The sequence below is a fragment of the Pseudomonas sp. Gutcm_11s genome (genome assembly GCF_028649395.1).
Taxonomy (GTDB): Bacteria; Pseudomonadota; Gammaproteobacteria; order Pseudomonadales; family Pseudomonadaceae; genus Aquipseudomonas.
Genome location: NZ_JAQSUW010000012.1, coordinates 1 through 23,733 on the forward strand (window position 1 = coordinate 1; position 23,733 = coordinate 23,733).

A 23,733-nucleotide genomic window follows, 5' to 3' on the forward strand; every position below is an offset into this window, starting at 1 on the left:
CCGGACACTTCGTGGGTCCAGATGATCTTGCGGTAGGTGAAGTAGACGTCTTCCAGGTGGGTGAAGTGGGCCATGTTCGGGTCCTGGCAGTTGGGCATGCGCGACTGCACGTCGACGATCACCGCATCTTCCAGTTCGATGGTGAAGTAGTGCTCCTGGGTGCCGGTGGAGGAGGTGCGATACCACTCCAGACGGCACTTGTTCAGGCGCTCGCCGGAGGTCAGCGAGTTGAAGATCAGCGGCGAAGCCTTGTCGAACACCTTGGTGATCATCAGCGGCTTGTGCACGCGCTGGCCGGTCGGCTGGCCGGACTGCGGGTCACGCGGAATGATCACCTGGTGGTTGAAGGCCTGTACCAGCACCTGGTCCTCGTGGCCTTCCTGGAAGATGTTGCCGACCGAGTCCTCGGTGAAGGTGCCGGCGGTGATCAGGCCCTGCTTGGTGCCTTCGAGGGTCATGTAGGCGGGTGTTGGCATGTTGCGCTCCTTGCATTGGGACGAGGACCGTATTGGTCCGGGAGCCCGGAGGAGTACAAGGGGCGTGCCAGGCAGCCTGAGGCCAGCAATTACAGGGGCTGCAGCGAGCTCGGGATGGCCCGTGCAGGGCGCCTGTGCGTTACATCACCAAAGGTTGTGCAACAACTGGCGCAGGGCTGTGCAGGGGCTTGCGCAGGGCGCGTGGAGTGCGGTGGTAGTGGCGTGGAGCGTGGCATGGAGGGACGGGTGCGCAAGGAGTTGCGCACCCGTGCGGTTCATGACGAGCAGCTGATTTCCAGGTGCTTACCCCACTCCGGTGGGCGTTCGGTATAGCGCTGCATGCCGGGCTGCTCCTCGAAGGGATTTGCCAGCACCGCGTGCAGTTCGCGCACCGGGCCGTAGTCGCCTTGCTCGGCGGCGCTGATGGCGTTCTGCGCCAGGTAGTTGCGCAGCACATAGAGCGGGTTGACCGCGTGCATGCGCGTGCGCCGGGCGTCCTGCTCGTCGCCTTCGCGTTCGGTGCGGGACAGGTACTGCTCGCCCCACTGGTCGAAGCCGGCGAGGTCGACGAAGTCGTCGCGCAGCTGGGCCAGGGCCTCGGCCGGGGCCCGTTCGCCGAGGCGGCGGAAGAACAGGTGGTAGTCCACCGCGCTGGTCTGCATCAGTTGCAGCAGGCGCTCGATCAGTTCGGCATCGCCGTCTTCGGTCGTGGAGAGGCCGAGGCGGCGGCGCATCAGGTCCTGGTAGTGGACCTGGAGCAGCGGCAGGAACAGGCCGAGGGTCTCGCGCAGCTGCTCCACCTCGATGAATGGCGTCAGGGCCTGGGCCAGGGCAGCGAGGTTCCAGTGGGCGATGGGTACCTGGTTGCTGAAGCTGTAGCGGCCCGCGTCGTCCGAGTGGTTGCAGATGTGGTTGGCGTCGAAGCCGTCGAGGAAGGCGTAGGGGCCGTAGTCGAAGGTGATGCCGAGGATCGACATGTTGTCGCTGTTCATCACCCCGTGGCAGAAGCCATAGGCCTGCCACCTGGCGATCAGCTCGGCATTGCGCTCGACGATCTCGCGGAACATCGCCGCCCAGGGATTCTCTGTCGCCAGGCACTCAGGGAAATGGCTGGCCAGCACGTGCTCGCCCAGCTCCTTCAGGCGCTCGTGCTGGTTGGTGTAGTAGAAGTACTCGAAGTGGCCGAAGCGCACATGGCTGGGCGCCAGGCGCAGCAGCATGGCGCCGCTCTCCTGGCGTTCGCGCCACACCGGCGTGCTCGAGCCGGTCACGCACAGGGCGCGCGACGTGGGGATGCCGAGCGCATGCATGTACTCGCTGGCGAGGAATTCGCGGATCGAGCTGCGCAGCACGGCGCGACCGTCGCCCATGCGCGAGTAGGGCGTCTGGCCGGCGCCCTTGAGGTGCAGGTCCCAGTGCTCGCCGGCGGCGTTGACCACCTCGCCCAGCAACAGGCCGCGGCCATCGCCCAGGCGCGGGTTGTAGACGCCGAACTGGTGCCCGGAATAGACCATGGCGCGCGGCTCGGCGTCGCTCCACAGCTTGTGTCCGGAAAACAGCTCGGCGAACACCGCAGAGTCGGCCTCGGCCGGGTCCAGGTCGAGCAGGGCCATGGCCGCCGGGCTGGCCACCACCAGACGCGGTTCGTCCAGCGGCTCGGGCAGCACGGAGGTGGAGAAAGCATCGCCCAGGCGGGCGAAGCGATTGTCGAACTGCAGCGCGTCGAGAGTCTTCATGGGTTCAGCTTGGCATGGGCGCAGCGCCCTGGGGAAATCGCCGGGATGGGTGGTCCCGGCGTTTGCTGGTCAGCTCGCCGGCTGTTCCGGCGCGCCGGCTTCGGCTTCCGTCGGCACCGGGTGGGCGGCGGGCTTGCGGCTGAAGACCACGTCCATCTTCGGTGTCGAGGCGAGATTGATGTCGTGCTCCTGGAACAGCTGGTCGATGCGCCGGTTCAGCTCGTCGGTGGCCAGGCCACGGTCGCCGAGCTCACGCACGTACACCTTGAGTTCATGCTCCAGCGTGGAGGCGCCGTAGGTCTTCAGCTGCACGTTGGGCGCTGGGTCGCGCAGTACGCGACTGTTCTCCTGGGCCGCCTGCAGCAGCAGCTTGCGCACCATTTCCAGGTCCGCGCCGCGGTTGACCGTGTAGACCAGCACGATACGGGTCACGGTATCGGTCAGGGTCCAGTTGATCAGCTGGCTGGTGAGGAGGATCTGGTTCGGCACGATCACTTCCTTGCGGTCGCTGTCGGTGATGTGCGTGGCGCGGATGCGGATGCGGTTGACCGTGCCGGTGACGGTGCCGATGGTCACCAGGTCGCCGATGCGGATCGGCCGCTCGAACAGCAGGATCAGGCCGGAGATGAAGTTGGCGAAGATCGCCTGCATGCCGAAGCCGATACCCACGGAGAGCGCGGCGACCAGCCACTGCAGCTTGTCCCAGCTGACCCCGAGGGTGGACAGCGCGGTGACGAAGCCGATGCCGGCGATGGCGTAGGACAGCAGGGTAGTGGTGGCGTACGCGCTGCCCTGAGCCAGGCGCAGCTTGGATAGCACCAGCACTTCCAGCAGGCCCGGCAGGTTGCGCGCCAGGGCGATGGTAATGCCGGCGATGATCAACGCGCCGAGCACGTCGAGCAGACTGATGGGGATCTGCGTGGCGGTGGCGCCGGTGCCGGCGGCGTACTGGTACAGGTTGATCTGGTCGAGGTAGGCGAACACGCTGATCAGGTCGGCCCAGACCAGGTACATGCAGGCGAGGAAGCCGCCGAGCAGGGCCAGGCGGATCAGGCGCAGGGACTGCTGGTTGATCTGGTCGATGTCCATCACCGGCTCTTCGACCACCACCTCGTCGCCATCCTCGTTCTCCTTGGTCTGCGCCTGGCGCTTGGCCAATACCCGGGCGTAGGCCAGGCGGCGCGCGGCCACGGCCAGGCCGCGGACGAAGGCGGCTTCGATCAGCAGGGCGAGGATCAGCAGGTAGAGGGTGTTGATCAGGCGGTCGGTGAGCTTGAGCGAGGTGTAGTAGTAGCCGAAGCCGACGGCGACGATGAAGGCCAGTGGCAGCAGGGACACGCCGATACCGACCAGCAGGCGGAACGGCGAGGTCTGCTCGCGCATCGGCTCGGCCAGCAGCAGCTTGCCGAGGATCAGGGTCATCAGCGTATAGCCGGTAAGCACGATGAGGATGCCGATCACGTCGTCGGCCAGGGCCTGCGGCTGATGCTCGGCGACGGTCACCACCGCCACCAGCGCCATCACCACCAGGCCCAGGCGGCGTACCTGCTTGCTCAGCAGCGCCACCTGCGGACGCGGCCAGCGGAAGTGCAGCTCGGCCACGCCGCCGGGGGAGAGGATGCGGTACAGGGTGTAGAACACCAGCCAGGCCTGGGCCATCTCCAGCAGGGCGCTACCGAGGGTGGCGTTCTGCCCGCGGGCGTCGACCAGCAGGGCCACGCCGCACAGGGTGAGGAACAGGGCCACCGGCAGGGCCAGCAGCACGTTGAGGAAGATCGCCTTCGGCGTGTGCATCTGGCTGTCGCGCTTGTAGTGGCCGATGTCCTCGTGCAGCTTGCCGAGCTTCTCGTACAGCCAGCTGCGGCGCCACAGCAGCGCGCCGATCACCAGCAGCAGGGGAATGAACAGCCACGGTCGGTCGACCAGGCCGGCGCCCAGCTCGCGCACGCCGGAGCCCCAGGGCATGGTCTTCAGCTGGCGCTCCAGCAGGTGCGGCATCTGTAGCAGCCAGGCCAGGTCGAGCGGCTTGTTGCTGGGAATCCAGAACATCTGCTCGTCCAGCGTGGCGCGCAGGGTGCCGATCATTTCCTGCAGCTGCTTTTGGTTCAGCTGCAGGGTGATGGATTCGTTGAGCAGGGTGTTCAGCTCACGATTCATGTGTTGCAGCAGATCGTTGCGAGTGGTCGCCAGATCCAGCAGGGTCTTGCGCAGCTCGGGCGTGACCTGCTCGCTCGGCTGGTTGGCCAGCAGGCCGTCGACGTAGGCGTCGAGGTCGCCCAGCTTGTCGCGCTCCTGGTTCAGTTCGAACTGGTACAGGCGGATGTCGGCGATCTCGTCCGCCAGGTGGCGGTCCAGTTGCGGGCGCGGCAGGGCCTGTTTCTGCTGGTAGAGGATCTTGGCCAGCAGCAGGCTGCCCTTGAGCACGCTGACCTGCTCGTCCAGGGCCTGGGTGGCTTGCTGCACGCTATCCAGCTGCTGCTTGGCCTCCAGGTTCATCCGGGTCAACTGGTTGAGGCGCTCGGTGGCGCGCAGCAGGTAGTCGGAAATCTTCAGGTTGGTGGCGCTCTGCTCGGCCAGCAGGCTGTCCGGAGTGGCCTTCTCGGCCTCGCGGGACAGCTCGGCGACCGTCTGCTCGGAGCTCTCGCGGCGCTTGTCGCTGATCAGCGTCTGCAGGTCCAGGCTCTCCTGGTCCAGTCTGCGTATACGCTCCAGCAGCAGCTCGTGGCGCGCTGCGCCGAGGTCCTGCAGCAGGTTGTTGCCGGCCAGCTCCTGGCGGCGCAGCTCGGTCTGCGCCTCGAGCGCGGCCAGTTCGGCATTGAGCTGGTCGCGGTACTCGCTGGAAATGGCCTTGCCCGCTTCCTTGCCGACCTTGAGCAGGTTGTTGATCTGCATGCTGCGGGTCTGGTTGCTGCTGATCTCCGCCTGCGCGCGCTCGGGGCGGGTCTGTGCGGTGATCAGCAGGCTGCTGGCCTCGGCCAGTTCCTGTTGCCAGCCCGCCAGCTGGTTGCTGCGCTCATCGAGCATTTGTTCCAGCTGGGCGATGGTGGATTTGCCATAGCGTTTGCCGATGTCCACCTGGGGCGTGTTCTTCAGGCGGTTGAATTCGCGCTGGGCTTCGCTGGTCAGGCGCGGCGCGTCACGCAGCTGGATCTTCAGCGCCTCCAGCTTCTGCTGGCTCTCCTGGCGGTTGGCGAGGAAGGTGAGGGTGCCTTCCAGGCGTGCCTTCAGAGCGTTGTTGTCGGCCTCCGGCAGCTTGCGGTCGCCGAGCGTGTCGAGTTGCGCCTGCACGGATTTGGCCGCAGGCGGCTCGGCGGCGATGACTGGGGCTGAGGTCAGGCAGAGGCCGAGGAGCAGGCTGGCGAAGACGGGGCGCAGGAAAGACATGGTCGAGTGCTGGGCTCGTAGCGAGAAATGCGGCTAATGATATGCCAGGCGCCGCGATGGCGCCGAGGCGCAGGGCATGTTTGACGCTTGTTGGTGGCGCAGGTTCTCCCGCGCCACCCACAGGTCTTAAAGGAAGAGCCCGGGCTTGGCCTGGCCTTCGGGGAATCGGACGCCGACCTTGCGCACCTTGTTCCCTTCCATCAGGGCCACGGTCCAGGTCAGGCCGTTCCACTCCACCTGGTCGCCGAGAATCGGCTGGCCACCGATCTCGTGGGAGATGAAGCGGCCCAGCGGCTGGTTGCCGTCCTCATCGCCGAGCTTGAGGCCGTACAGGGCGGCGATCGCGCTGAGCTGGGCGTCGCCCTCCAGCACGAAGTCGCCGAAGAAGCGCAGGTCGGCGCTGCGCTGCGGCGCCTGGCTGAACAGTTTGCCGAGGGCCGACAGATCATGCTCGTGGCCGACCACGCAGAGGATGTCGCCGGCGTCCAGGGTGGTACTGCCGGACGGGTGCAGCAGCTCGGTGCCGCGGAACAGCGCGGCCACGCGGGTGCCTTCCGGCATCTTCAGCTCGCGCAGCGGCGCGCCGATGCACCACTTCTCCGCGCCCAGTCGGTAGATGAACAGCTCCCACTCGCTGGTCGGGTGGATCTCCAGGCCGGCACGCGAGATCGGCGCCGGCTCCGGCGGTACGGTGACGCGCAGCAGCCTGGCCGCCAGCGGCAGGCTGGCACCCTGCACCAGCAGCGAGACCAGGACGATGAAGAAGGCCAGGTTGAAGTACAGCTGCGAGTGCTCCAGGCCGGCCATCATTGGGAACACGGCGAGAATGATCGGCACCGCGCCGCGTAGGCCGACCCAGGCGATGAAGACCTTCTCGCGGTCGTGGAAGGCCTTGAACGGATACAGGCCGATCAGCACCGACAGCGGGCGGGCGAACAGGATCATCCACAGCGCCAGGCCCAGCGCCGGGATGGCGATCGGCAGCAGGTCATGCGGCGTCACCAGCAGGCCGAGCACCAGGAACATGCCGATCTGCGCCAGCCAGGCCATGCCGTCGAGCATGTGCAGGATGCTGTGGCGCGAGCGGATCGGCCGGTTGCCCAGCACCAGGCCGCACAGGTAGGCGGCGAGGATGCCGCTGCCGTGCATGAAGTTGGTCAGGGCGAACACCAGCAGGCCGCCGCTCACCACCAGCAGCGGGTACAGGCCGTTGGGCAGGCTGACCCGGTTGATCAGCTGCAGCAGCACCCAGCCGCCGCCGAGGCCGAGTGCGGCGCCGATGCCGAATTCGCTGATCAACTGGCCGATGAAGGCGATGCTGAAGTCGCTCTGGCCCTTGGCGAGCATGTCGATCAGGGTCACGGTGAGGAACACCGCCATCGGGTCGTTGCTGCCCGACTCGATTTCCAGAGTCGCCGTGACCCGCTCGTTGAGGCCCTTGCCGCCGAGCAGGGAGAACACCGCGGCGGCGTCGGTGGAGCCCACGATGGCGCCGATCAGCAGGCCCTGCATCATGTTCAGGTCGAACAGCCAGGCGGCGGCCATGCCGGTCAGGCCGGTGGTGATCAGCACGCCGACCGTGGCCAGCGACAGCGCCGGCCACAGTGCCACACGGAAGCTGGAGACCCGCGTACGCAGGCCGCCGTCGAGGAGGATGATGGCCAGCGCCAGGTTGCCCACCAGGTAGGCCAGCGGGTAGTTGCTGAAGCCGATGCCGCCGGGGCCGTCGACGCCGGCAACCATGCCCACGGCGAGGATGATCACCAGGATCGGGATGCCCAGGCGCGAGGACACCGAACTCACCAGGATGCTCGCGCCCACCAGCAGTGCGCCGATCAGGAACAGGCTGTTGATGGTACTGGCGTCCAAGGGCGTACTCCGGGCGAAGAGGCGAGGGGCGACGCTCCAGGTCCGGTCCACACGCGGACGCGGTCGACAGACCCTAAGCAGAGATCATTCCGGATAATAACCTGACGCTTTGCTGCCCTGTCAAAAGGAAACGCCCCGCACAGGGCGGGGCGTTCTTCGCAACCAAATCAGCGACTTAGAACCAGTCGCCGCGCATTGCCAGGCAGGTGTCGTCGCGCGCCTCGAGGATGGCCAGCTCGTGGTGGCAGCCCGGCACTTCCCAGGTCAGGAAGTAGCGCGCGGCCTGCAGCTTGCCCTGGTAGAACTCGACGTCGGCGGCATTGCCACGCGCCAGGCCTTCCTCGGCGCGGATCGCCTGCTCCAGCCAGCGCCAGCCGATCACCGCGTGGCCGAACACCTTTAGGTACAGCGCCGAGTTGGCCAGGCCCTGGTTGACCTTGCCGGCGAGCAGGTCGCCGAGCAGGGCCAGGGTCACGCTGCCCAGGCGGTTGACCAGTTGTTCCAGCGGTTCGCGCAGGCGATTCAGCGATTCGTACTGGCTGGCACGCTGGCAGGTGTCCTGGATCAGGCCCATCAGGCGCTTGAGCGCGGCGCCGCCGTTCATCGATACCTTGCGGCCGAGCAGGTCGAGCGACTGGATGCCGTGGGTGCCTTCGTGGATCGGGTTGAGGCGGTTGTCGCGGTAGTACTGCTCCACCGGGTATTCACGGGTGTAGCCATGGCCGCCGAGCACCTGGATGGCCAGTTCGTTGGCCTTGAGGCAGAACTCGGAGGGCCAGGATTTGACGATCGGGGTCAGCAGGTCGAGCAGTTCCAGAGCCTGGGCGCGCTCTTCCGGCGTGGCCAGGGTGTGGGTGTCGTCGAACAGGCGGGCGGCGTACAGGCCGAGGTCGAAGGAGCCTTCGACGTAGGCCTTCTGGGTCAGCAGCATGCGCCGTACGTCGGCGTGCTCGATGATCGCCACCTGCGGGCTGGTCGGGTCCTTGCCGTCCGGCTGGCGGCCCTGCGGACGCTCGCGGGCGTATTCCAGCGAGTACAGGTAGCCGGCGTAGCCGAGCATGATCGCGCCCATGCCGACGCCGATGCGCGCCTCGTTCATCATCTGGAACATGTAGCTCAGGCCGGCGTGCGGCTTGCCCACCAGATAGCCGACGCACTCGCCGTTGTCGCCGAAGTTCAGCGCAGTGGAAGTGGTGCCGCGCCAGCCCATCTTGTGGAATAGACCGGCCAGGGTCACGTCGTTGCGCGCACCTAGCGAGCCGTCGTCGTTGACGTGGAACTTGGGCACGATGAACAGGCTGATGCCCTTCACGCCGGGCGGCGCGTCCGGCAGCTTGGCCAGCACCATGTGCACGATGTTCTCGGAGATCGGCTGGTCGCCGCCGGAGATGAAGATCTTGTTGCCCTTCAGGCGGTAGCTGCCGTCGGCATGCGGCTCGGCCTTGGTGCGGATATCCGACAGCGAGGAGCCGGCGTGCGGCTCGGTCAGGCCCATGGTGCCGAAGAAGCGACCGTCGATGATCGGCTGCAGGTAGCGCGCCTTCTGCTCGTCGCTGCCGAAGGCCTCGATCAGGTTGGCCACGCCCATGGTCAGCATCGAGTAGGAGCTGGTGGCGCAGTTGGCCGACTGGAAGTGGGCGAAGCAGGCCTGCGACAGCAGGTTGGGCAGCTGCATGCCGCCGGCCTCGAAGTCACGGGTGGCGTTGAGGAAGCCTGCGTCGTGGAAGGCCTTGAGCGCTGGAGCCACCTCGGGGATCAGCACGGCGGCGCCGTCCACGTACTGCGGTTCGTGTTCGTCGTTCTTGCGGTTGTGCGGGGCGAACAGTTCCTCGGCGATGCCGCGCGCGGTGGCGATGGCCGCGTCGAAGGTTTCGCGGTTGTGGTCGGCGAAGCGCTCGCGCTGGGTCAGGGCTTCGGCGTCCAGCACTTCGTAGAGTTCGAAGGCCAGGTTGCGGGAACTGAGCAGGGACTCGGACATGAAACGTGTCTCCGGTGGGATCTTTTCCAAGTCTAGATTCATGAATAGAGGCCGCCTAGCAAGATTCACTTGCCTGATATTGGCCTAGAACCTGCCGTCGTCATCCCTTCGGGCTACAATTCGCGCCCCGCTCCAGGTAAAGCACTCATGAACTACCGCCACGCCTTCCACGCCGGCAACCACGCCGACGTGCTCAAGCACCTCGTCGTCAGCCGCATCATCGCCCTGCTGTCCCGCAAGGAGGCGCCGTTCGCCTACCTCGACAGCCATGCCGGCGTCGGCCTCTATGACCTGCAGGGCGACCAGGCGACGCGCACCGGCGAGTGGCTGGAAGGCATCGGTCGGCTGTGGAATGCCCCGGACCTGCCCGAGGCGACCGCCGACTACTTCGGCGTGCTGCAAACGCTCAATCCGGATGGCCAGCTGCGCTACTACCCCGGCTCGCCGGAGCTGGCCTGCCAGCTGACCCGCGACCAGGACCGCGTGTTGCTCAACGAGAAGCACCCGGAAGACGGCCAGCTGCTCAAGGACAACATGAAGGGCGACCGCCGCGTGGCCGTGCACCTGGGCGAGGGCTGGCATGTGCCGCGCGCCCTGCTGCCGGTGGCGGAGAAGCGCGCGCTGCTGCTGATCGACCCGCCGTTCGAGAAGGCCGATGAGTTGGAGCGTTGCGTCACTGCACTCGACGAGGCCATAGGTCGCATGCGCCAGACCGTGGTCGCCATCTGGTACCCGATCAAGGACGAGCGCCAGCTCAAGCGTTTCTACCAGGGCCTGGAGAAATCCAGCGCGCCCAAGCTGCTGCGCGTCGAGCTGTTCGTCCACTCGCCGGACGATGCCAACCGCCTGGCCGGCTCCGGCCTGGCCATCGCCAACGCGCCCTGGGGCCTGGAAGACGAGCTGAAGCAACTGCTGCCGTGGCTGGCCGAGAAGCTGGCGCAGAGCCAGGGCAGTTTCCGCCTGGACTGGCTGATCGCCGACTGATCGACCTTTACGGCCCGGCGCGCTCGAAGGCGCCCAGATCGCAGCGGGCGATGCCATCGCCGTCACCGTCACGTGGGCGGGTCAGGCGGCGCTGGTCATGACTGGCGCAGGCGCCCTCGGCGCTGTCCAGGGCGGCGCTGGTGCGGCGCAGAGCGTGCGCCAGGGTGCCGTTGTTCTCCGCCAAGGGGAACAGTTCGCGCACCAGCACCTGATCGTTGTCGACGCTGATGCTGCCGGTACAGTTGCCGGCATCGCTGCCCAGTAGCAAACCACGCACATTCATCGCTACGGCGCTGTCCTGCTGCAGGCAGTTGCGTGGCTCGCCGGTCTCGCGCTCACGGTTGCCGGCGATGATCACGTTGCGCAGGCTGACCGTGCCGTCCTTGTTGATCAATCCGTAGCCGTCGTTCTCGGCGATGGTCACGTGGACCAGCGTGGCGTTGGGCGTGCCGGTGGGCTGCGGGTTGTAGCGGTCGCCGTTGTCCAGCGCGGCGCCCTTGCCACCGCCATAGTTGTCACTGAGGGTGGCGTTGGCCAGGGTCAGGCTGCCCAGGTTGAGGATGGCCCCGCCCATGCCGTCAGGGCCGGCGCGGTTGCCGATCAGGGCGACACGCGCCAGGTCCGCCACGCCGCGGTTGAGCAGGCCGCAGCCCATGCCCACCTCGTGGTAGTCGATGCAGAGGTTGCGCTCGATGCGGCTGTCGCGCACTTGCAGGGTGCCTTCGTTGTACAGCGCGCCGCCCTGGCCCATGGTCATGTCGCCGCCATCTACCAGGTTGTTCTCCAGGCGCACGCGGTGCAGCTGCGCCGTGGCGAAGTTGGCCAGGGCACCTCCTCGGCTCTGCACGTTGGTGACATAGGCGTAGGCGCGGTTGTCGCGCAGGGTCACGTCCAGCGCCTGCAGGGTGCCGTGGTTGCGGATGCCGCCGCCGTCGTAAACCGAGAGTCCGCCCGTCAGGGTCAGGCCTCGCAGGCTGAGGCTGGCGTCTGGCTGGACGTCGAACAAGCGGTCGAGCCGTTTGCTGTCGATCAATGTTTGCTCCGGGCCGACGCCGAGAATGGTGACCTGGCCGAGCAGATCAAAGTCGCCGGTGAGGTTGGCGTTCTCCTCGCGCGGCCATCCTTGCGCGTCCAGGCCGTTGGCCAGGCTCAGTTGATAGGTGCCGGCGCCGAGCAGGATCAGGCTCGGCTGGTCGGGGCTGGCGTTGGCGGCGCTGATGGCCTCGCGGAGCGAGCAGTGCTGCGCAGTGCAGGCACCGTCGAATTCATCGGCCAGGGTGGTGACGCTCAGGGTCTGGGCTTCGGCCGGCAGGGCCAGGCAGGCCAGCAGGCCGAACGAGCGATACAGGGGTGGTGCTGGGCGGGGAGCGGGCATGGCAGACCTCGGGTGGGATGAACGGGGACTGCTGGGTTCAGCGGATTGACCGCGCAGGGCGAATCCCGGTTCCCCGCGCAGTGCGCGGGGCCATGTCCGTCGATCGGGGCGAGGGTGGTTGCCGGCCATGTGCCGGCTGGCGCGGTGCTAGGGCGAGGTGGCGCGGTCGCGCAGGCGCGCGGCCAGTTCGGTCAGCGCCTGCTCCTGCTGGCGTAGCCCGGCGAGCGCAGTATCGGGCGCGATCGGCAGCGGGGAGGGCGAGCCGGCCGTGGCCTGCAGCAGCCCGGCCAGTCGCTCGGCGATGCCCTGTGCCTGGCGCTGGTCTGCCTGCAGTTGCGCCAGCTGTGCGGCGATTGCGGGCAGCGTTTCGGCGGCGCTCTGGTCATCGGCGGCGGCCAGCTGATTGGCCTGGGTGTCGGCCTGGCGCAGCGCCTCGAGCATCTCGGCGACCGTGCCGCGGATGGCCAGGGAGAAGTCGGTGGAGCGGCTGGACAGGGCACGCACCTCGTCCGCCACCACGGCGAAGCCACGGCCGCTCTCGCCGGCACGGGCGGCCTCGATGGCGGCATTCAGCGCCAGCAGGTTGGTCTGCTTGGCGATGGCGTCCATGTCGTCGGTGGCGCGCAGGATGGTTTCAGCCTGCTGGGCGATGCCGCGCATGCGTTCGACCAAAGCGCCAGCCCGGTCGCGGGCCTGGTGCTGTTGTTCGTGCAGGCTGGCCAGCGCCGCGGCGCTGGTCGTCGCGCCCTCGCTCTGCTGCAGCGGCAGGTCCTGCAGGGTGGCCTGGGCTTCCTGGCCGTGTCGCTGCAGTTGTTCGTCGAGGATTTGCCAGTGCTGCTGGCGTTCGCTGGCTGCGGCTTCCAGCTCCTGCTGCAGATCGGCCAGCCGGGCCTGGTGCTGCCGGCACTGCTCCGTCAGCTCGTCGGCCAGTGGCAGCAGCCAGTCGGGCGTCTGCGGTTCCACCTGGCGGGGTTGCATCAGTGCGCGCCAGTGGGTGGCGGTGGCCAGGGCCGGCAGCATGCCGAGGCTCAGACATACCCCGCAGAACAGGCAGATCCACAGCGGCAGGCCGCCCCAGGCGCCGAGGCCGACCAGCAGCCAGGGCACTATCTGCAGCGCCAGAGCGGCGGGGCTGAAAGCCTTGGGCGGGATGTCATGGAGGTCGGAAAAGCGCGGGGTGTGCATGCTGGCCGTGTCTACTGCTCTGGGCGAACGGGCGGAGTTCGCAGAGTTTAGGCGTGTTTCCCGGCCGGGTGGAGGCTCATTTTCCGTGTTGATGGGGGCAGTGCGGGTGCCGGCTGCAGTGGTGTCGCCGGTCGCGCCGGCAGGCCGGGTCACCGCTCGGTGACCGGGCACGGCGGAGGGGCGGGATCAGTTGCGGCGGCGGTTGACCTGCTCGGCGGCGTGCACGATGTCGGTACCGATCTCGCCCTCGAACTGCTTCCATACCGGCTGCATGGCCTGGCGCCAGGCCTCGCGCTCCTGGTCGGAGAGGCTGATCAGGGTGACCTGGCCGCTGCTGGCCAGGCGCTCGCGGGCCTCGCGATTCTGCGCCTCGGCGGCGCGGTTCACGGTGTAGGTGACCTCGTCGATGATCGCGTCCAGCTCGATGCGCACGCTGTGCGACAGCGAGTACCAGAAGGTGCTGTTGGTCACCAGCATGTAGTCGAGCACGCCGTGGTTGCTCTCCACCATGTACGGCTGCACCGGGGCGTACTGCTGGCTGTAGATGTTCGACCAGCTGTTCTCGGTGCCTTGCACAGTGCCGCTGCGCAGCGCCTGCAGGGTGTCGGCGAACGGCAGCTTGACCGGCTTGGCGCCGAGGGTCTGGAACTGGCTCTCGAGCACCGGCGAGGACTGGATGCGGAAGGCCATGCCGGCGGCCGCGGCGGGCGTGTGCAGCGGCTGGGTGGCGGAGAGCTGCTTCATGCCGTTGTGCCAATAGGCCAGGCCGGTGATGTCGCTCTTCTCCATGGAGCTGAGCAGCTGGCGGCCCTTGGCGCGCTTCTGGAAGCGGTTGACCGCGTCGAGGTCGTCGAACAGGAAGGGCAGGTCGAACACCTGCAGCTTCGGCGTGTACTGGCTGAATTTCGACAGCGACGGTGCCAGCAGCTGCACCTCGTTGTTCAGCAGGGCCTGCAGCTCGTCGCCGTCGCCATACAGGCTGGAGTTGGCGTGGACCTCGACCCGCACCTGCTCGCCCAGGCGCTCCTCGACCAGCTTCTTGAACAGCAGGGCGCCCTGGCCCTTGGGCGTGTCGTCGGCCACGACGTGGGAGAACTTGATCAGGATGGGGCCGTCGGTGGCGGCAACGGCATTACCGGCCAGCAGGGCCAGCATCAGGCCGCTGAGTAGGGATTTCATCAGGGAGAACCTCGGTCGATGACTGCGAATATCCATCTCGCAGCCCTGCGGCCGCGGTGAGGGGGCGACCATAGCGCAGCTGGGTGACAGTCGCACTGCGACCATCGGCGAGGTGTGGCGCAGACCACTGAAATATCAGCGCCGTGGCTGGCGCGGGTCGACGTAGTAGCTCAGTTGCTGGCGCGGATTGAGGTATTCCATGGCCTCTGGCGGCAGCTGCGCCGGGCGCAGGCTGCGGGCGATGGCGAGCGTGGGCTCCTGTTCCAGGTCGAGGATCAGCGCCTCGGTCTTGGGGATGCTCGGCTCGTAGAGGATCAGCGTCGGCTTCAGCGGCAGGCTCGGGTGCATGGCCAGCACCAGGGCGTAGCGCTCGTCCTCCAGCTGCACCAGGCTGCCCGGCGGGTAAATGCCCATGCAGCGGATGAAGGCCTTCAGGGCCACGTCGTCGAAGCGTTCGCGCTGCTGCTTGAACATCAGCGCCAGGGCCTCGTGCGGGCTCAGCGCGTCACGCGGGTTGAGCGGGTTGCACAGGTTGTCGAAGCTGTTGGCGATGCTCACCACCCGGCTCAGGCGACCGATCGCTGCCTCGCGCAGGCCCTTGGGGTAACCGCTGCCGTCGCAGTACTCGTGGTGCTCCTGGATGACCCGCAGCACCTCGTCGTCGAGCATCAGCTCGTGGCCACGGCGCACGCCGAAGTCCACGTGCATCTGCAGCAACTGCTGCTCCGGGCGGGTCAGCGGCTCGGCCTTGAGCAGCACCTTGCTCGGCACCTCCAGCTTGCCGACATCGTGCAGCAACGCGCCCAGGCCGATGCTGTGGCAGGCCTCGCTGTCGTAGCCGAGCTGGCGGCCGAGCATCAGCGCCAGCACGGTGACGTTGAGCGGGTGTACGTAGGCGTCGTCGGCGGCCTTGCCGTTGATGCTGTGCAGCGCCGCGCCGTCCTCGCCGAGCAGTGCGTCGACCAACTCGCGGACCACTTCGCCGGCCGCCTTCAAGGCTTCTTCCGGCTGGTTGCGCAGGGTCAGATTGAGCGCCTTGACCCGCTGGCTGGCCTGCACGAAGGTGCGGTCGACCTCGGCCAGGCGCTTGCGCAGTGCGCTGAGCTTGGCCGCGCGGGACTGGCGTGCCTGTTCCTCGGGGTCGGGCCTGGCAGGCTGCTCGGCCGGCGCCTGGGTCGGCTCGGTGGCCACGGCCAGCGGCTCGCAGTCGCTGCGTGCGGGCTCGTAGCGCAGCTGCGCCAGGCCCAGCTCGAGCAGTGCCTGCAGCTGGTTGTCGTCCTTGATCTTGAAACTGCTGAAGGCGAAGTTGTGCTCCCACCAGCTCAGGTCCAGATGGACATAGAGACCCACACAGAGCTGTTCGGGAGAGATGAGGAGGGTGGTCGCGGGCATGCCGTTCGGGTGCTGGTGGCTCTTTGCCTGCAGTCTACCCCCTGGCGGCAGCCGGTGGCAGGGGTGCCCCGATTGGCGGGTTGTCGCCGCTGCGCTGGCGGGATTCGGCCATCTGCGCCGCCGCGATCCGCTGCAGGCCGCGAAATAGAAGGGGTGTGGAGCCGGCATCGGTCTTGCTAAAGGCAGCGCGACCTTTTGTCTCAGTCATCGGCAAAAGCCGTCAACTTCGGGCCAGTCCGGCGGTCAACCGACTGGACGGCCCTTCGCCACGACTCCCGCCACCGCCGCCGACCGCGCCTCAGAAAGTGCGGCACGGCACAGGGAACCGTCGATTCGCCTTGCCAACCGCACAACTGGAAATGGTCGTTCACCATGAAAAAGCTTCTATTGATCCTTAGCTGCCTGGTCGCAGTGGGCTGCTCGCAGCCGCCGGCGCCAGAGAAAACCGTCGATGTGCTGCTGATCGGCGGCGGCATCATGAGTGCCACGCTCGGCACCTACCTCAACGAGCTCGAGCCGGGCTGGAGCATCGACATCTACGAGCGCATGGACAAGGTCGCCGACGAGAGCTCCAACGCCTGGAACAACGCCGGCACCGGACACTCGGCCTTCTGCGAGCTGAACTACACGCCGGAAACCGCCGACGGCGGCATCGACATCAGCAAGGCCGTGGGCATCAACGAGAACTTCGAGATCTCCAAGCAGTTCTGGGCCTACCAGATCGACCAGGGCGTGCTGAAGGAGCCGAAGACCTTCATCAACAACGTGCCGCACATGAGCTTCGTCTGGGGTGACGACAACGTCGCCTACCTGAAGAAGCGCCATGCCGCCCTGCAGCACAGCAACCTGTTCCGTGGCATGGAGTACTCCGAGGACCCGGCGCAGATCGCCCAGTGGGTACCGCTGGTGATGGGCGACCGCGACCCGGCGCAGAAGATCGCCGCCACCCGCATGCCGATCGGCACCGACGTCAACTTCGGCGAGATCACCAAGCAGCTGGTCGGCTCGCTGACCCAGCGCGAAGGCGTGTCGCTGCACCTGAGCCATGAAGTGCGCGACATCACCCGCAACGACGACGGCACCTGGAACGTGGTGGTGGCCGACCTCGCCAACGGCGAGAAGGAAACTAGCGTCAACGCCAAGTTCGTCTTCATTGGTGCCGGCGGCGCCGCGCTGCCGCTGCTGCAGAAGTCCGGCATTCCCGAGGCCGATGGCTACGCCGGCTTCCCGGTGGGCGGCCAGTTCCTGATGACCAAGAACCCGGAGATCGTCGCCCAGCACCAGGCCAAGTTGTACGGCAAGGCCTCGGTCGGCTCGCCGCCCATGTCGGTGCCGCACCTCGACACCCGCGTGATCGACGGCCAGAAGGTCCTGCTGTTCGGACCGTTCGCCACCTTCTCCAGCAAGTTCCTCAAGAACGGTTCGCTGTGGGACATGTTCGCCGCCATCAGCAGCGACAACATCGGCCCGATGACCCACGCCGGCTGGGACAACATGGACCTGACCCAGTACCTGATGGGTCAGCTGATGCTCAGCGAGGAAGACCGCATGCATGCCCTGCGCGAGTACTTCCCGGATGCCCGCGACGAAGACTGGCAGCTGATCACCGCCGGCCAGCGCGTGCAGGTGATCAAGAAGGACGCCGAGCACGGCGGTGTGCTGCAGTTCGGCACCGAGGTGGTGAGCGCCGCCGACGGCAGCATCGCCGCGCTGCTGGGTGCCTCGCCAGGAGCCTCGACCGCCGCGCCGATCATGCTCTCGGTGCTGGAAAAGACCTTCAAGGACAAGGTCGCCTCGCCCGAGTGGCAGGCACGCCTGAAAGAGATCATCCCGTCCTACGGGCAGAAGCTGAATGACGATCTGGAGCTGACCAACCGCATCCGCTCCTACAGCAGCGAGCGCCTGCAGCTGGTGCACGTGCCGGTCGAGGCCGACACCGCGTTGTAACTCTCGCGAGGCCGCCAGCCGGCGGCCTCCATCAGCTCGGCGAGCTGGCCATGACGGCCAGCTCCGCCTCCACCTCCGCCGCCCAGGCCAGCCAGGACTGTTCGCCGAGAATGCCGCGGCGCAGGGTCAGGTAGGGCAGGCGCAGGGCCTGGCGCTGCTCGACGGGCAGGGCCTGGTAGTCGCGTTCGATGCTCAGCAGGCTGTCCAGGGTCTTGCGGTGCACGGCCACGTGCCGGCGCACTTCCTCGTGCAGGCTGCCCGGCGTGCTGTGGGCGCCGCCGAACAGCTTCACCAGCAACGCATCGTTGATCTTGTTCGGCTGCACCGGCTCGCCCAGCCAGCGCAGCAACTCGGCGTGCCCGGCCGGCGTGAGGCGGTGGATCTTCTTGTCCGGCCGGGTCTCCTGCGCCTGTGCCTCGCTCTCCAGCCAACCGGCCTGGTTGAGCTTCTTCAGCTCCTGGTAGACCTGCTGGTGCTTGGCATTCCAGAAGTAGCCCAGGCCCTCCTTGAAACGCTTGAGCAGGTCGTAGCCGCTGCCCGGCTCGCTTTCCAGAAGGATGAGGATGGCGTGCTTGAGCGACATGGCGGACTCGTGGCGGGGAGATGCGCCGAAGTATACGAATTATGCAAAAAGTTGCATGGTTGGAATTCGTTGCTAGTATGCAAAAACTTGCATATCAACCATCTTGCATAACAACAACGACGCAGGAGCCCTCCCATGAAACGCACCGGTACCCGCTTCCGCCCGCGCCTGGCCGCCCAGGACTACGACGTCATCATCATCGGCTCGGGCATCGGCGGGCTCACCGCCGCCGCGCTGCTGGCCAAGCTGGGCAAGCGCGTGTGCGTGCTCGAGCAGCACTACACCGCCGGCGGCTACACCCACAGCTACGAGCGCGAGGGCTACGAGTGGGACGTGGGCGTGCACTACATCGGCGAGGTGCACAAACCCTGGTCGGTGATCCGCCGGGTGTTCGACGTGATCAGCGACGGCAGGATCGAGTGGGCGCCGATGGATTCGCACTACGACCGCATCGTCCTCGGTGACAAGACCTACGACTACGTCGCCGGGCGCGAGGAGTTCAAGGCTGAGATCAAACGCCACTTCCCCGGTGAGGAGGAGGCCATCGACCGCTACGTCGAGCTGCTCAGCGACGTCAGCGCACGGGTGCCGCGCTTCTTCGCCGGCCAGGCCCTGCCGCGAGGGCTGGGCATGCTCTATGCCAGGCTGCGCCGCCTGTGGCTGCCGGACTACTGCTTCAAGACCACCCGTGAAGTGCTGGAGGGCCTGACGTCCAACGAGGAGCTGATCGGCGTGCTCACCGCCCAGTGGGGCGACTACGGCCTGCCGCCAGCGGAGTCGGCCTTCCTCATGCATGCCATGGTGGCCAAGCACTACATCACCGGCGGCAACTACCCGGTGGGCGGCGCCACCAAGATTTCCGAGCACATCATTCCGCTGATCGAGGCCGCCGGTGGCCATGTCTTCACCTATGTCGGGGTGGAGCAGATCCTGGTTGAGAACGGCCGCGCCGTGGGTGTGCGCCTGCACAAGGATGGCTTCGAGATTCGCGCGCCGCAGATCGTCAGCTGCGCCGGCCTGGTGCCGACCTACACCCGCCTGATCGAGCCGCAGGTGGCCAGCGCCTTCGACCTGCTGGAGCCGCTGAGCAAGGTAAAACTGTCGGCCGCCAGCCTGTGCCTGTATGCCGGCTTCAAGGGCAGCGCCGCCGAGCTGGGCCTGCCGAAGACCAATTACTGGGTCTACCCGACCCATGATCACGACCACAACGTGAGCAGTTTCGAGAGCGGGCAGAACCCGGCGATGCCGCTGATCTACATCAGCTTCCCCTCGGCCAAGGACCCGGCCTGGGACGCCCACTACCCGCACAAGGCGACGGTGGAGATCGTCGCGCCGACGCTGCCGCAGTGGTTCGCCCAGTGGAAGGGCAGCACCTGGGGCAAGCGCGGCCCCGAGTACGAGGCGTTCAAGGCGCAGCTCACCGAGCACCTGCTGGAGGTCCTCTACCGTCACCAGCCGCAGCTGCGCGGTGCCCTGGACTTCTGCGAGCTGGCCACGCCGCTATCGACCCAGTGGTTCCAGTGGAACGAGGAAGGCGAGATCTACGGTATCGACCACCGCGTTCAGCGCTTCGAACAGCACTGGATCCACAGCCAGACGCCGATCAAGGGCCTCTACCTGACCGGCGCCGACACCGTCACCGCTGGCGTCGGAGGCGCGCTGATGGCCGGCGTGCTGACCGCCACGCGCATGCTGGGCTGGCGCGGCTACAAGGTGGGCAAGCTGCTCAAGGACTGGAAGGCCAGTGCGGTGGATGCCGGCGCCGAGCCAGCCGCCAGCCAGCAGGCCTAGTCGGCAGTCGGGGCGCTAGGCCATCACGTCGATGGAGTTGCCCAGGTTGGGCGGATTGCTCGGCGGGGTGACCTGCGGGATCGCCTGGATCAGGCCGATGGCGCTCTCGGCCTGCAGGTCCAGGGTCTTGCTCAGGATCAGCAGCGAGGCCTGTGCCGCGGCCTGGGTGGCGTTGGCGCTGGAGACGGCGCTGGCGATATTGCTCAGTTCCATGCGGTTTTCTCCGAAAAGGGGCGACCTATCGGGTCGACCCCATGCGGGTGGCAGAGGTTCCCCTCAGCCCGGCAGGCACACACCGGTGCCGCCCAGGCCGCAGTAGCCGCCGGGGTTCTTGGCCAGGTACTGCTGGTGGTAGGCCTCGGCGTAGTAGAACGGCGGCGCATCGTCGACTTCGGTGGTGATGGCGCCCAGGCCGGCCTTCTCCAGCTCGGCCTGGAACTGCGCCTGGCTGGCCTCGGCGGCGGCGCGCTGGGTGGCGTCGAAGCAGTAGATGGCCGAGCGGTACTGGGTGCCGATGTCGTTGCCCTGGCGCATGCCCTGGGTCGGGTTGTGCGCCTCCCAGAACACCTTGAGCAGCGCCTCGTAGGAGGTCTGCTGCGGATCGAACACCACCAGCACCACCTCGGTATGGCCGGTCAGGCCGGAGCAGACTTCCTCGTAGGTCGGGTTCGGCGTGTGGCCGCCGGCATAGCCGACCGCGGTGCTCCACACTCCCGGTTGCTGCCAGAAGCGCCGCTCGGCGCCCCAGAAGCAGCCGAGGGCGAACACCGCCTGCTGCAGGCCAGCGGGGAAGGGCGCCTGCAGCGCGTTGCCGTTGACGTAGTGGGCTGCGGGGACCGCCAGGGGCTCGGCGCGGCCCGGCAGGGCCTGCTCGGCGCTGGGCAGTTCGAGCTTGTGGGCGAGGATTTGCGAACGCAGAACCATGATGCTGTTCCTGTGCGGTGGCGGAATGGGGATAGCTTACTCCGCGCGGCGGGCGGTTGAAGCCATGGGATAGACGCGAGTCGTGAGGCTGGATTACAGCGCTGGCCTGCCGTTGGTCGGCTGGGCTCAGGCGCCGCGGCAGGGATAGCGGCGCAGGCTGTCCACCAGGTCGCGGCTGGGAATCGGTCGGTCGAACAGGTAGCCCTGGCCGACGTCGCACTGCTGGCGGCGCAGGAAGCCGAGCTGGGCGGCGGTCTCGATGCCCTCGGCGACCACCTTGAGCTTGAGGTTGTGGGCCATGGCGATCACCGCCGAGGTGATCTCCATGTCGTCCTGGTTTTCCGGGATGTCCTTGATGAAGCTGCGGTCGATCTTGATCACGTCGATCGGGAACTTCTTCAGGTAGCTCAGCGACGAGTAGCCGGTGCCGAAGTCGTCCATCGCCAGGGTCAGGCCCAGGGCCTTGAGGCGCGCCACCTGCTGGCGGGTGGCGTCGTTGCCCTCCAGCAGCAGGCTTTCGGTCAGTTCCACCTCCAGCAGGTGGGCGGGCAGGCCTTCCTCTTCGAGGATCGCGGCGATCGAGCCGACCAGGTCGGGGTCGGTGAACTGCTTGGCCGACAGGTTGATCGCCACCTGTACCTGGCCCAGGCCGAGCGCCGCCAGCTCCAGGCTGGCGCGGCAGGCCTGTCGCACCACCCACTTGCCGATGGGGATGATCAGGCCGGTGTCTTCAGCCACGCTGATGAACTGCTCCGGGCTGATCATGCCCTTGTCCGGATGCTGCCAGCGCAGCAGTGCCTCGAGGCCGACCAACTGGCCGGTCTTCAGGCACAGCTTGGGCTGGTAGTAGACCTCCAGCTCGTTCTGGGTCAGGGCGCGGCGCAGGTTGTTCTCGACGAACAGCTTGTAGCTGGCCTCGGCGTTGAGTGCCTCGGTGAATACCTGCACCTGGTGTTTGCCGTTGGCCTTGGCCTTGTGCAGGGCCAGGCCGGCGTGCTTCATCAGCAGGTGCGGGTCGTCGCCATGGGTCGGCGCGCAGGCCAGGCCGACTGAGCCGGTGACGCTGATCAGCTGGTTGTCGACGAACAGCGGCTTGTCCAGGGTCGCCAGCAGTTCCTGGGCGCGCTGCAGGGCGGCGTCCTGGTCGGCGCCATCCAGCAGTACGGCGAACTCGTTGCTGGCGAAGCGCGCCAGGCTGGTGTTCTTGCCCAGGCTGTTGCGCAGGCGCCGGGCCAGGTTGGCCAGCAGCTTGTCGCCGGTCTGGTGGCCGAGGCTGTCGTTGATCCGCTTGAAGTTGTCGATGTCCACCAGCAGCAGGCCGAAGGCCTGGCCGTCGGCGCGGGCGAAGCGCTCTTCCAGGCAGCGGATGAAGTGCGGGCGGTTGCCCAGGCCGGTGAGGTTGTCGCTGTAGGCCAGGCGCTCGATGCGCTGCTGGGCCAGCTTGCTCTCGGTGATGTCTTCGTAGATGCCGATGTAGTGGGTCAGCTCGCCGTCGTCGTTGTAGACCTTGGAAATCGACAGCTGGCCCCAGTAGGGCTCGAGGTTCTTGCGCCGGCTGCGGAACTCGCCCTGCCAGCTGTTGCGCTCGGCCAGCCCGGATTGCGGGTCGAACAGCAGGTCGCCGAGGTTCTCCAGCGCCGGCAGCTGGGAGATGCGCCGGCCCTGCACTTCCTCGGCGCCGTACTGGGTGATCGAGGTGAAGCTCGGGTTGACGTACTGCACCAGGCCGTCGCGGTCGAACAGCAGGAAGGCGCTGACGCTCTGCTCCACGGCGCGCTGGAACAGGAACAGCGCGCTGGTGGCGTCGCGCCGCTGCTGGTTGCTCATGACCTGGGCGAACTGGTCGGCCAGCTCGCCGGCGAAGGCGATTTCGTCGGCCTGCCAGGTGCGTGACGGGCCGATGTGTTCCAGGCACAGCACGCCGACCACTTCGCCGCCGAGGCGGATGGTGGCGTCGAGCATGGCGCTGATGCCCAGCGGCTTGAGGTAGCCGCGCGCCAGTTCGTTGGTGCGCGGGTCGCGCTGGGCGTTGTGCGCGTCGATGGCGCGGCCGCTGTGCAGCGCCTCCAGGTAGCGCGGGAACAGGCTGGCGTCGATGGTCGTCGGCAGTTCGTGGCGGTCGATGTCGCGGCGGTACAGGGCCACCGGTTCGAGCTGGTCGCCGATCAGGTGCCAGATGCTGGCGCGCGCCACGTCGTAGGTCTCGCAGGCGGCCTGGGTGATCAGCTCGGCGGCTTCCTTGAGCGGGTCCAGCGCGCTGTAGCGATGGCGCGCCAGGCGCACGATCAGGCTCTGCTGGGCGCGCGAGCGGATCAGGTGCTGCAGGTGCTCTTCCTGGGAATGCTGGTACAGCTCCAGGGAGGTCTGCAGCTTCTGGTTCTGCTCTTCGAGCTCCTGCTGGCGCTGCTCGGCCAGGTTCTCGCCGGCCTCGACGGTGACCAGCAGGTAGCCGCGCAGCAGGAAGCGCCCGCGTTGCTGGAAGTTCTCGCCCACCTCCAGCAGGTGCAGGGCGCCGTTGGGCGTGTGCAGGCGATAGCGCACCGAGTAGTGCTGGGTGCTGGCCAGCTGTTGCTGGATCTCGTCGTGCAGGCGGTAGCGCGCCTCGGGTTCCATCAAACTGGCGTAGGGCGAATCGAGCAGGGCGCAGAGTTCGCCGGCGCTGATACCGAGCTGGCGTTCACAGGCGGGATCGAGGAACAGCAGGGTCCAGCTGGGCTCGTTGATTCGTTCGAAGCGCAACATGCCCAGGCGTGACGGCACAGGCAACTGCGTCACAACCTCGACCGCCGAACGGCTGGCGGCATCGGGATGGCTTTTCATCGAACGACTGGCTTCCTTATGCTGCCGCTTCAGGGCAGGCTTGGAGCCCGTTGGCGCTCCGGTTCATCGGTTAGCGAACGGGTTCACAGGTTTGTTACATCAACCAAGTT

Annotated in this window: 16 protein-coding genes; 3 read left to right on the plus strand and 13 right to left on the minus strand. The window is 67.1% G+C overall.

What is annotated here, in order from left to right:
- From PTT45_RS08985 to PTT45_RS09005, 5 genes are all read right to left on the minus strand, one after another.
- A partial coding sequence (locus PTT45_RS08985; protein ID WP_273812261.1) for an Hcp family type VI secretion system effector occupies positions 1–476 on the minus strand: 476 nt, incomplete at its 3' end.
- A gap of 275 nt (positions 477–751) precedes the next feature.
- Entirely contained in the window at positions 752–2,212 is a 1,461-nt protein-coding gene (gene selO, locus PTT45_RS08990) for a protein adenylyltransferase SelO (protein ID WP_273812815.1), read from the minus strand.
- Positions 2,213–2,281: 69 nt separating this feature from the next.
- Entirely contained in the window at positions 2,282–5,596 is a 3,315-nt protein-coding gene (mscK, locus tag PTT45_RS08995) for a mechanosensitive channel MscK (protein WP_273812816.1), read from the minus strand.
- A 126-nt stretch (positions 5,597–5,722) separates the two neighbouring features.
- Positions 5,723–7,465, minus strand: coding sequence for a potassium/proton antiporter (locus PTT45_RS09000; protein ID WP_273812817.1), 1,743 nt, complete (start codon positions 7,463–7,465; stop codon positions 5,723–5,725).
- A gap of 175 nt (positions 7,466–7,640) precedes the next feature.
- The gene (locus PTT45_RS09005; RefSeq protein WP_273812818.1) at positions 7,641–9,443 is read right to left on the minus strand and encodes an acyl-CoA dehydrogenase; all 1,803 of its coding nucleotides are present in this window, start codon (positions 9,441–9,443) and stop codon (positions 7,641–7,643) included.
- A 147-nt stretch (positions 9,444–9,590) separates the two neighbouring features.
- Here PTT45_RS09005 and PTT45_RS09010 point away from each other — a divergent pair, with 147 nt between their 5' ends.
- Positions 9,591–10,427, plus strand: a complete 837-nt coding sequence (locus tag PTT45_RS09010; RefSeq protein WP_273812819.1) for a 23S rRNA (adenine(2030)-N(6))-methyltransferase RlmJ — start codon at positions 9,591–9,593, stop codon at positions 10,425–10,427.
- 7 nt (positions 10,428–10,434) lie between these two features.
- On the opposite strand, the gene PTT45_RS09015 is transcribed toward PTT45_RS09010, so the two are convergent.
- From PTT45_RS09015 to PTT45_RS09030, 4 genes are all read right to left on the minus strand, one after another.
- Entirely contained in the window at positions 10,435–11,802 is a 1,368-nt protein-coding gene (locus PTT45_RS09015) for a CSLREA domain-containing protein (RefSeq protein ID WP_273812821.1), read from the minus strand.
- A 147-nt stretch (positions 11,803–11,949) separates the two neighbouring features.
- On the minus strand, positions 11,950–12,987 hold the full coding sequence (locus PTT45_RS09020) for a methyl-accepting chemotaxis protein (RefSeq protein ID WP_273812822.1): 1,038 nt from the start codon (positions 12,985–12,987) through the stop codon (positions 11,950–11,952).
- A 186-nt stretch (positions 12,988–13,173) separates the two neighbouring features.
- The gene (locus tag PTT45_RS09025) at positions 13,174–14,166 is read right to left on the minus strand and encodes a TRAP transporter substrate-binding protein (protein WP_273812823.1); all 993 of its coding nucleotides are present in this window, start codon (positions 14,164–14,166) and stop codon (positions 13,174–13,176) included.
- A 135-nt stretch (positions 14,167–14,301) separates the two neighbouring features.
- Positions 14,302–15,558, minus strand: a complete 1,257-nt coding sequence (locus PTT45_RS09030) for an HD-GYP domain-containing protein (protein WP_273812824.1) — start codon at positions 15,556–15,558, stop codon at positions 14,302–14,304.
- A gap of 372 nt (positions 15,559–15,930) precedes the next feature.
- On the opposite strand from PTT45_RS09030, the gene PTT45_RS09035 reads away from it, so the two are divergent.
- Entirely contained in the window at positions 15,931–17,505 is a 1,575-nt protein-coding gene (locus tag PTT45_RS09035) for a malate:quinone oxidoreductase (RefSeq protein WP_273812825.1), read from the plus strand.
- Positions 17,506–17,536: 31 nt separating this feature from the next.
- On the opposite strand, the gene PTT45_RS09040 is transcribed toward PTT45_RS09035, so the two are convergent.
- The gene (locus PTT45_RS09040) at positions 17,537–18,088 is read right to left on the minus strand and encodes a PadR family transcriptional regulator (RefSeq protein ID WP_273812826.1); all 552 of its coding nucleotides are present in this window, start codon (positions 18,086–18,088) and stop codon (positions 17,537–17,539) included.
- Between the two features lie 135 nt (positions 18,089–18,223).
- Between PTT45_RS09040 and PTT45_RS09045 the strand changes: the two genes are divergently transcribed.
- Positions 18,224–19,879: a phytoene desaturase family protein gene (locus PTT45_RS09045; RefSeq protein ID WP_273812827.1), complete on the plus strand. Its 1,656-nt coding sequence runs from the start codon at positions 18,224–18,226 to the stop codon at positions 19,877–19,879.
- Positions 19,880–19,894: 15 nt separating this feature from the next.
- On the opposite strand, the gene PTT45_RS09050 is transcribed toward PTT45_RS09045, so the two are convergent.
- From PTT45_RS09050 to PTT45_RS09060, 3 genes are all read right to left on the minus strand, one after another.
- Complete coding sequence (locus PTT45_RS09050; RefSeq protein ID WP_273812829.1) at positions 19,895–20,092, minus strand: YjfB family protein; 198 nt, start codon at positions 20,090–20,092, stop codon at positions 19,895–19,897.
- Positions 20,093–20,155: 63 nt separating this feature from the next.
- On the minus strand, positions 20,156–20,803 hold the full coding sequence (gene msrA / locus PTT45_RS09055; protein ID WP_273812830.1) for a peptide-methionine (S)-S-oxide reductase MsrA: 648 nt from the start codon (positions 20,801–20,803) through the stop codon (positions 20,156–20,158).
- A gap of 126 nt (positions 20,804–20,929) precedes the next feature.
- Positions 20,930–23,623: a bifunctional diguanylate cyclase/phosphodiesterase gene (locus PTT45_RS09060; RefSeq protein ID WP_273812832.1), complete on the minus strand. Its 2,694-nt coding sequence runs from the start codon at positions 23,621–23,623 to the stop codon at positions 20,930–20,932.
- Positions 23,624–23,733: the final 110 nt, after the last annotated feature.

Coding starts and splice junctions, on each gene's coding strand:
- selO (WP_273812815.1), bottom strand. CDS start 2,212: ATGAAGACTCTCGACGCGCTGCAGTTCGACAATCGCTTCGCCCGCCTG.
- mscK (WP_273812816.1), bottom strand. CDS start 5,596: ATGTCTTTCCTGCGCCCCGTCTTCGCCAGCCTGCTCCTCGGCCTCTGC.
- PTT45_RS09005 (WP_273812818.1), bottom strand. CDS start 9,443: ATGTCCGAGTCCCTGCTCAGTTCCCGCAACCTGGCCTTCGAACTCTAC.
- PTT45_RS09010 (WP_273812819.1), top strand. CDS start 9,591: ATGAACTACCGCCACGCCTTCCACGCCGGCAACCACGCCGACGTGCTC.
- PTT45_RS09015 (WP_273812821.1), bottom strand. CDS start 11,802: ATGCCCGCTCCCCGCCCAGCACCACCCCTGTATCGCTCGTTCGGCCTG.
- PTT45_RS09020 (WP_273812822.1), bottom strand. CDS start 12,987: ATGCACACCCCGCGCTTTTCCGACCTCCATGACATCCCGCCCAAGGCT.
- PTT45_RS09025 (WP_273812823.1), bottom strand. CDS start 14,166: ATGAAATCCCTACTCAGCGGCCTGATGCTGGCCCTGCTGGCCGGTAAT.
- PTT45_RS09030 (WP_273812824.1), bottom strand. CDS start 15,558: ATGCCCGCGACCACCCTCCTCATCTCTCCCGAACAGCTCTGTGTGGGT.
- PTT45_RS09035 (WP_273812825.1), top strand. CDS start 15,931: ATGAAAAAGCTTCTATTGATCCTTAGCTGCCTGGTCGCAGTGGGCTGC.
- PTT45_RS09040 (WP_273812826.1), bottom strand. CDS start 18,088: ATGTCGCTCAAGCACGCCATCCTCATCCTTCTGGAAAGCGAGCCGGGC.
- PTT45_RS09045 (WP_273812827.1), top strand. CDS start 18,224: ATGAAACGCACCGGTACCCGCTTCCGCCCGCGCCTGGCCGCCCAGGAC.
- PTT45_RS09050 (WP_273812829.1), bottom strand. CDS start 20,092: ATGGAACTGAGCAATATCGCCAGCGCCGTCTCCAGCGCCAACGCCACC.
- msrA (WP_273812830.1), bottom strand. CDS start 20,803: ATGGTTCTGCGTTCGCAAATCCTCGCCCACAAGCTCGAACTGCCCAGC.
- PTT45_RS09060 (WP_273812832.1), bottom strand. CDS start 23,623: ATGAAAAGCCATCCCGATGCCGCCAGCCGTTCGGCGGTCGAGGTTGTG.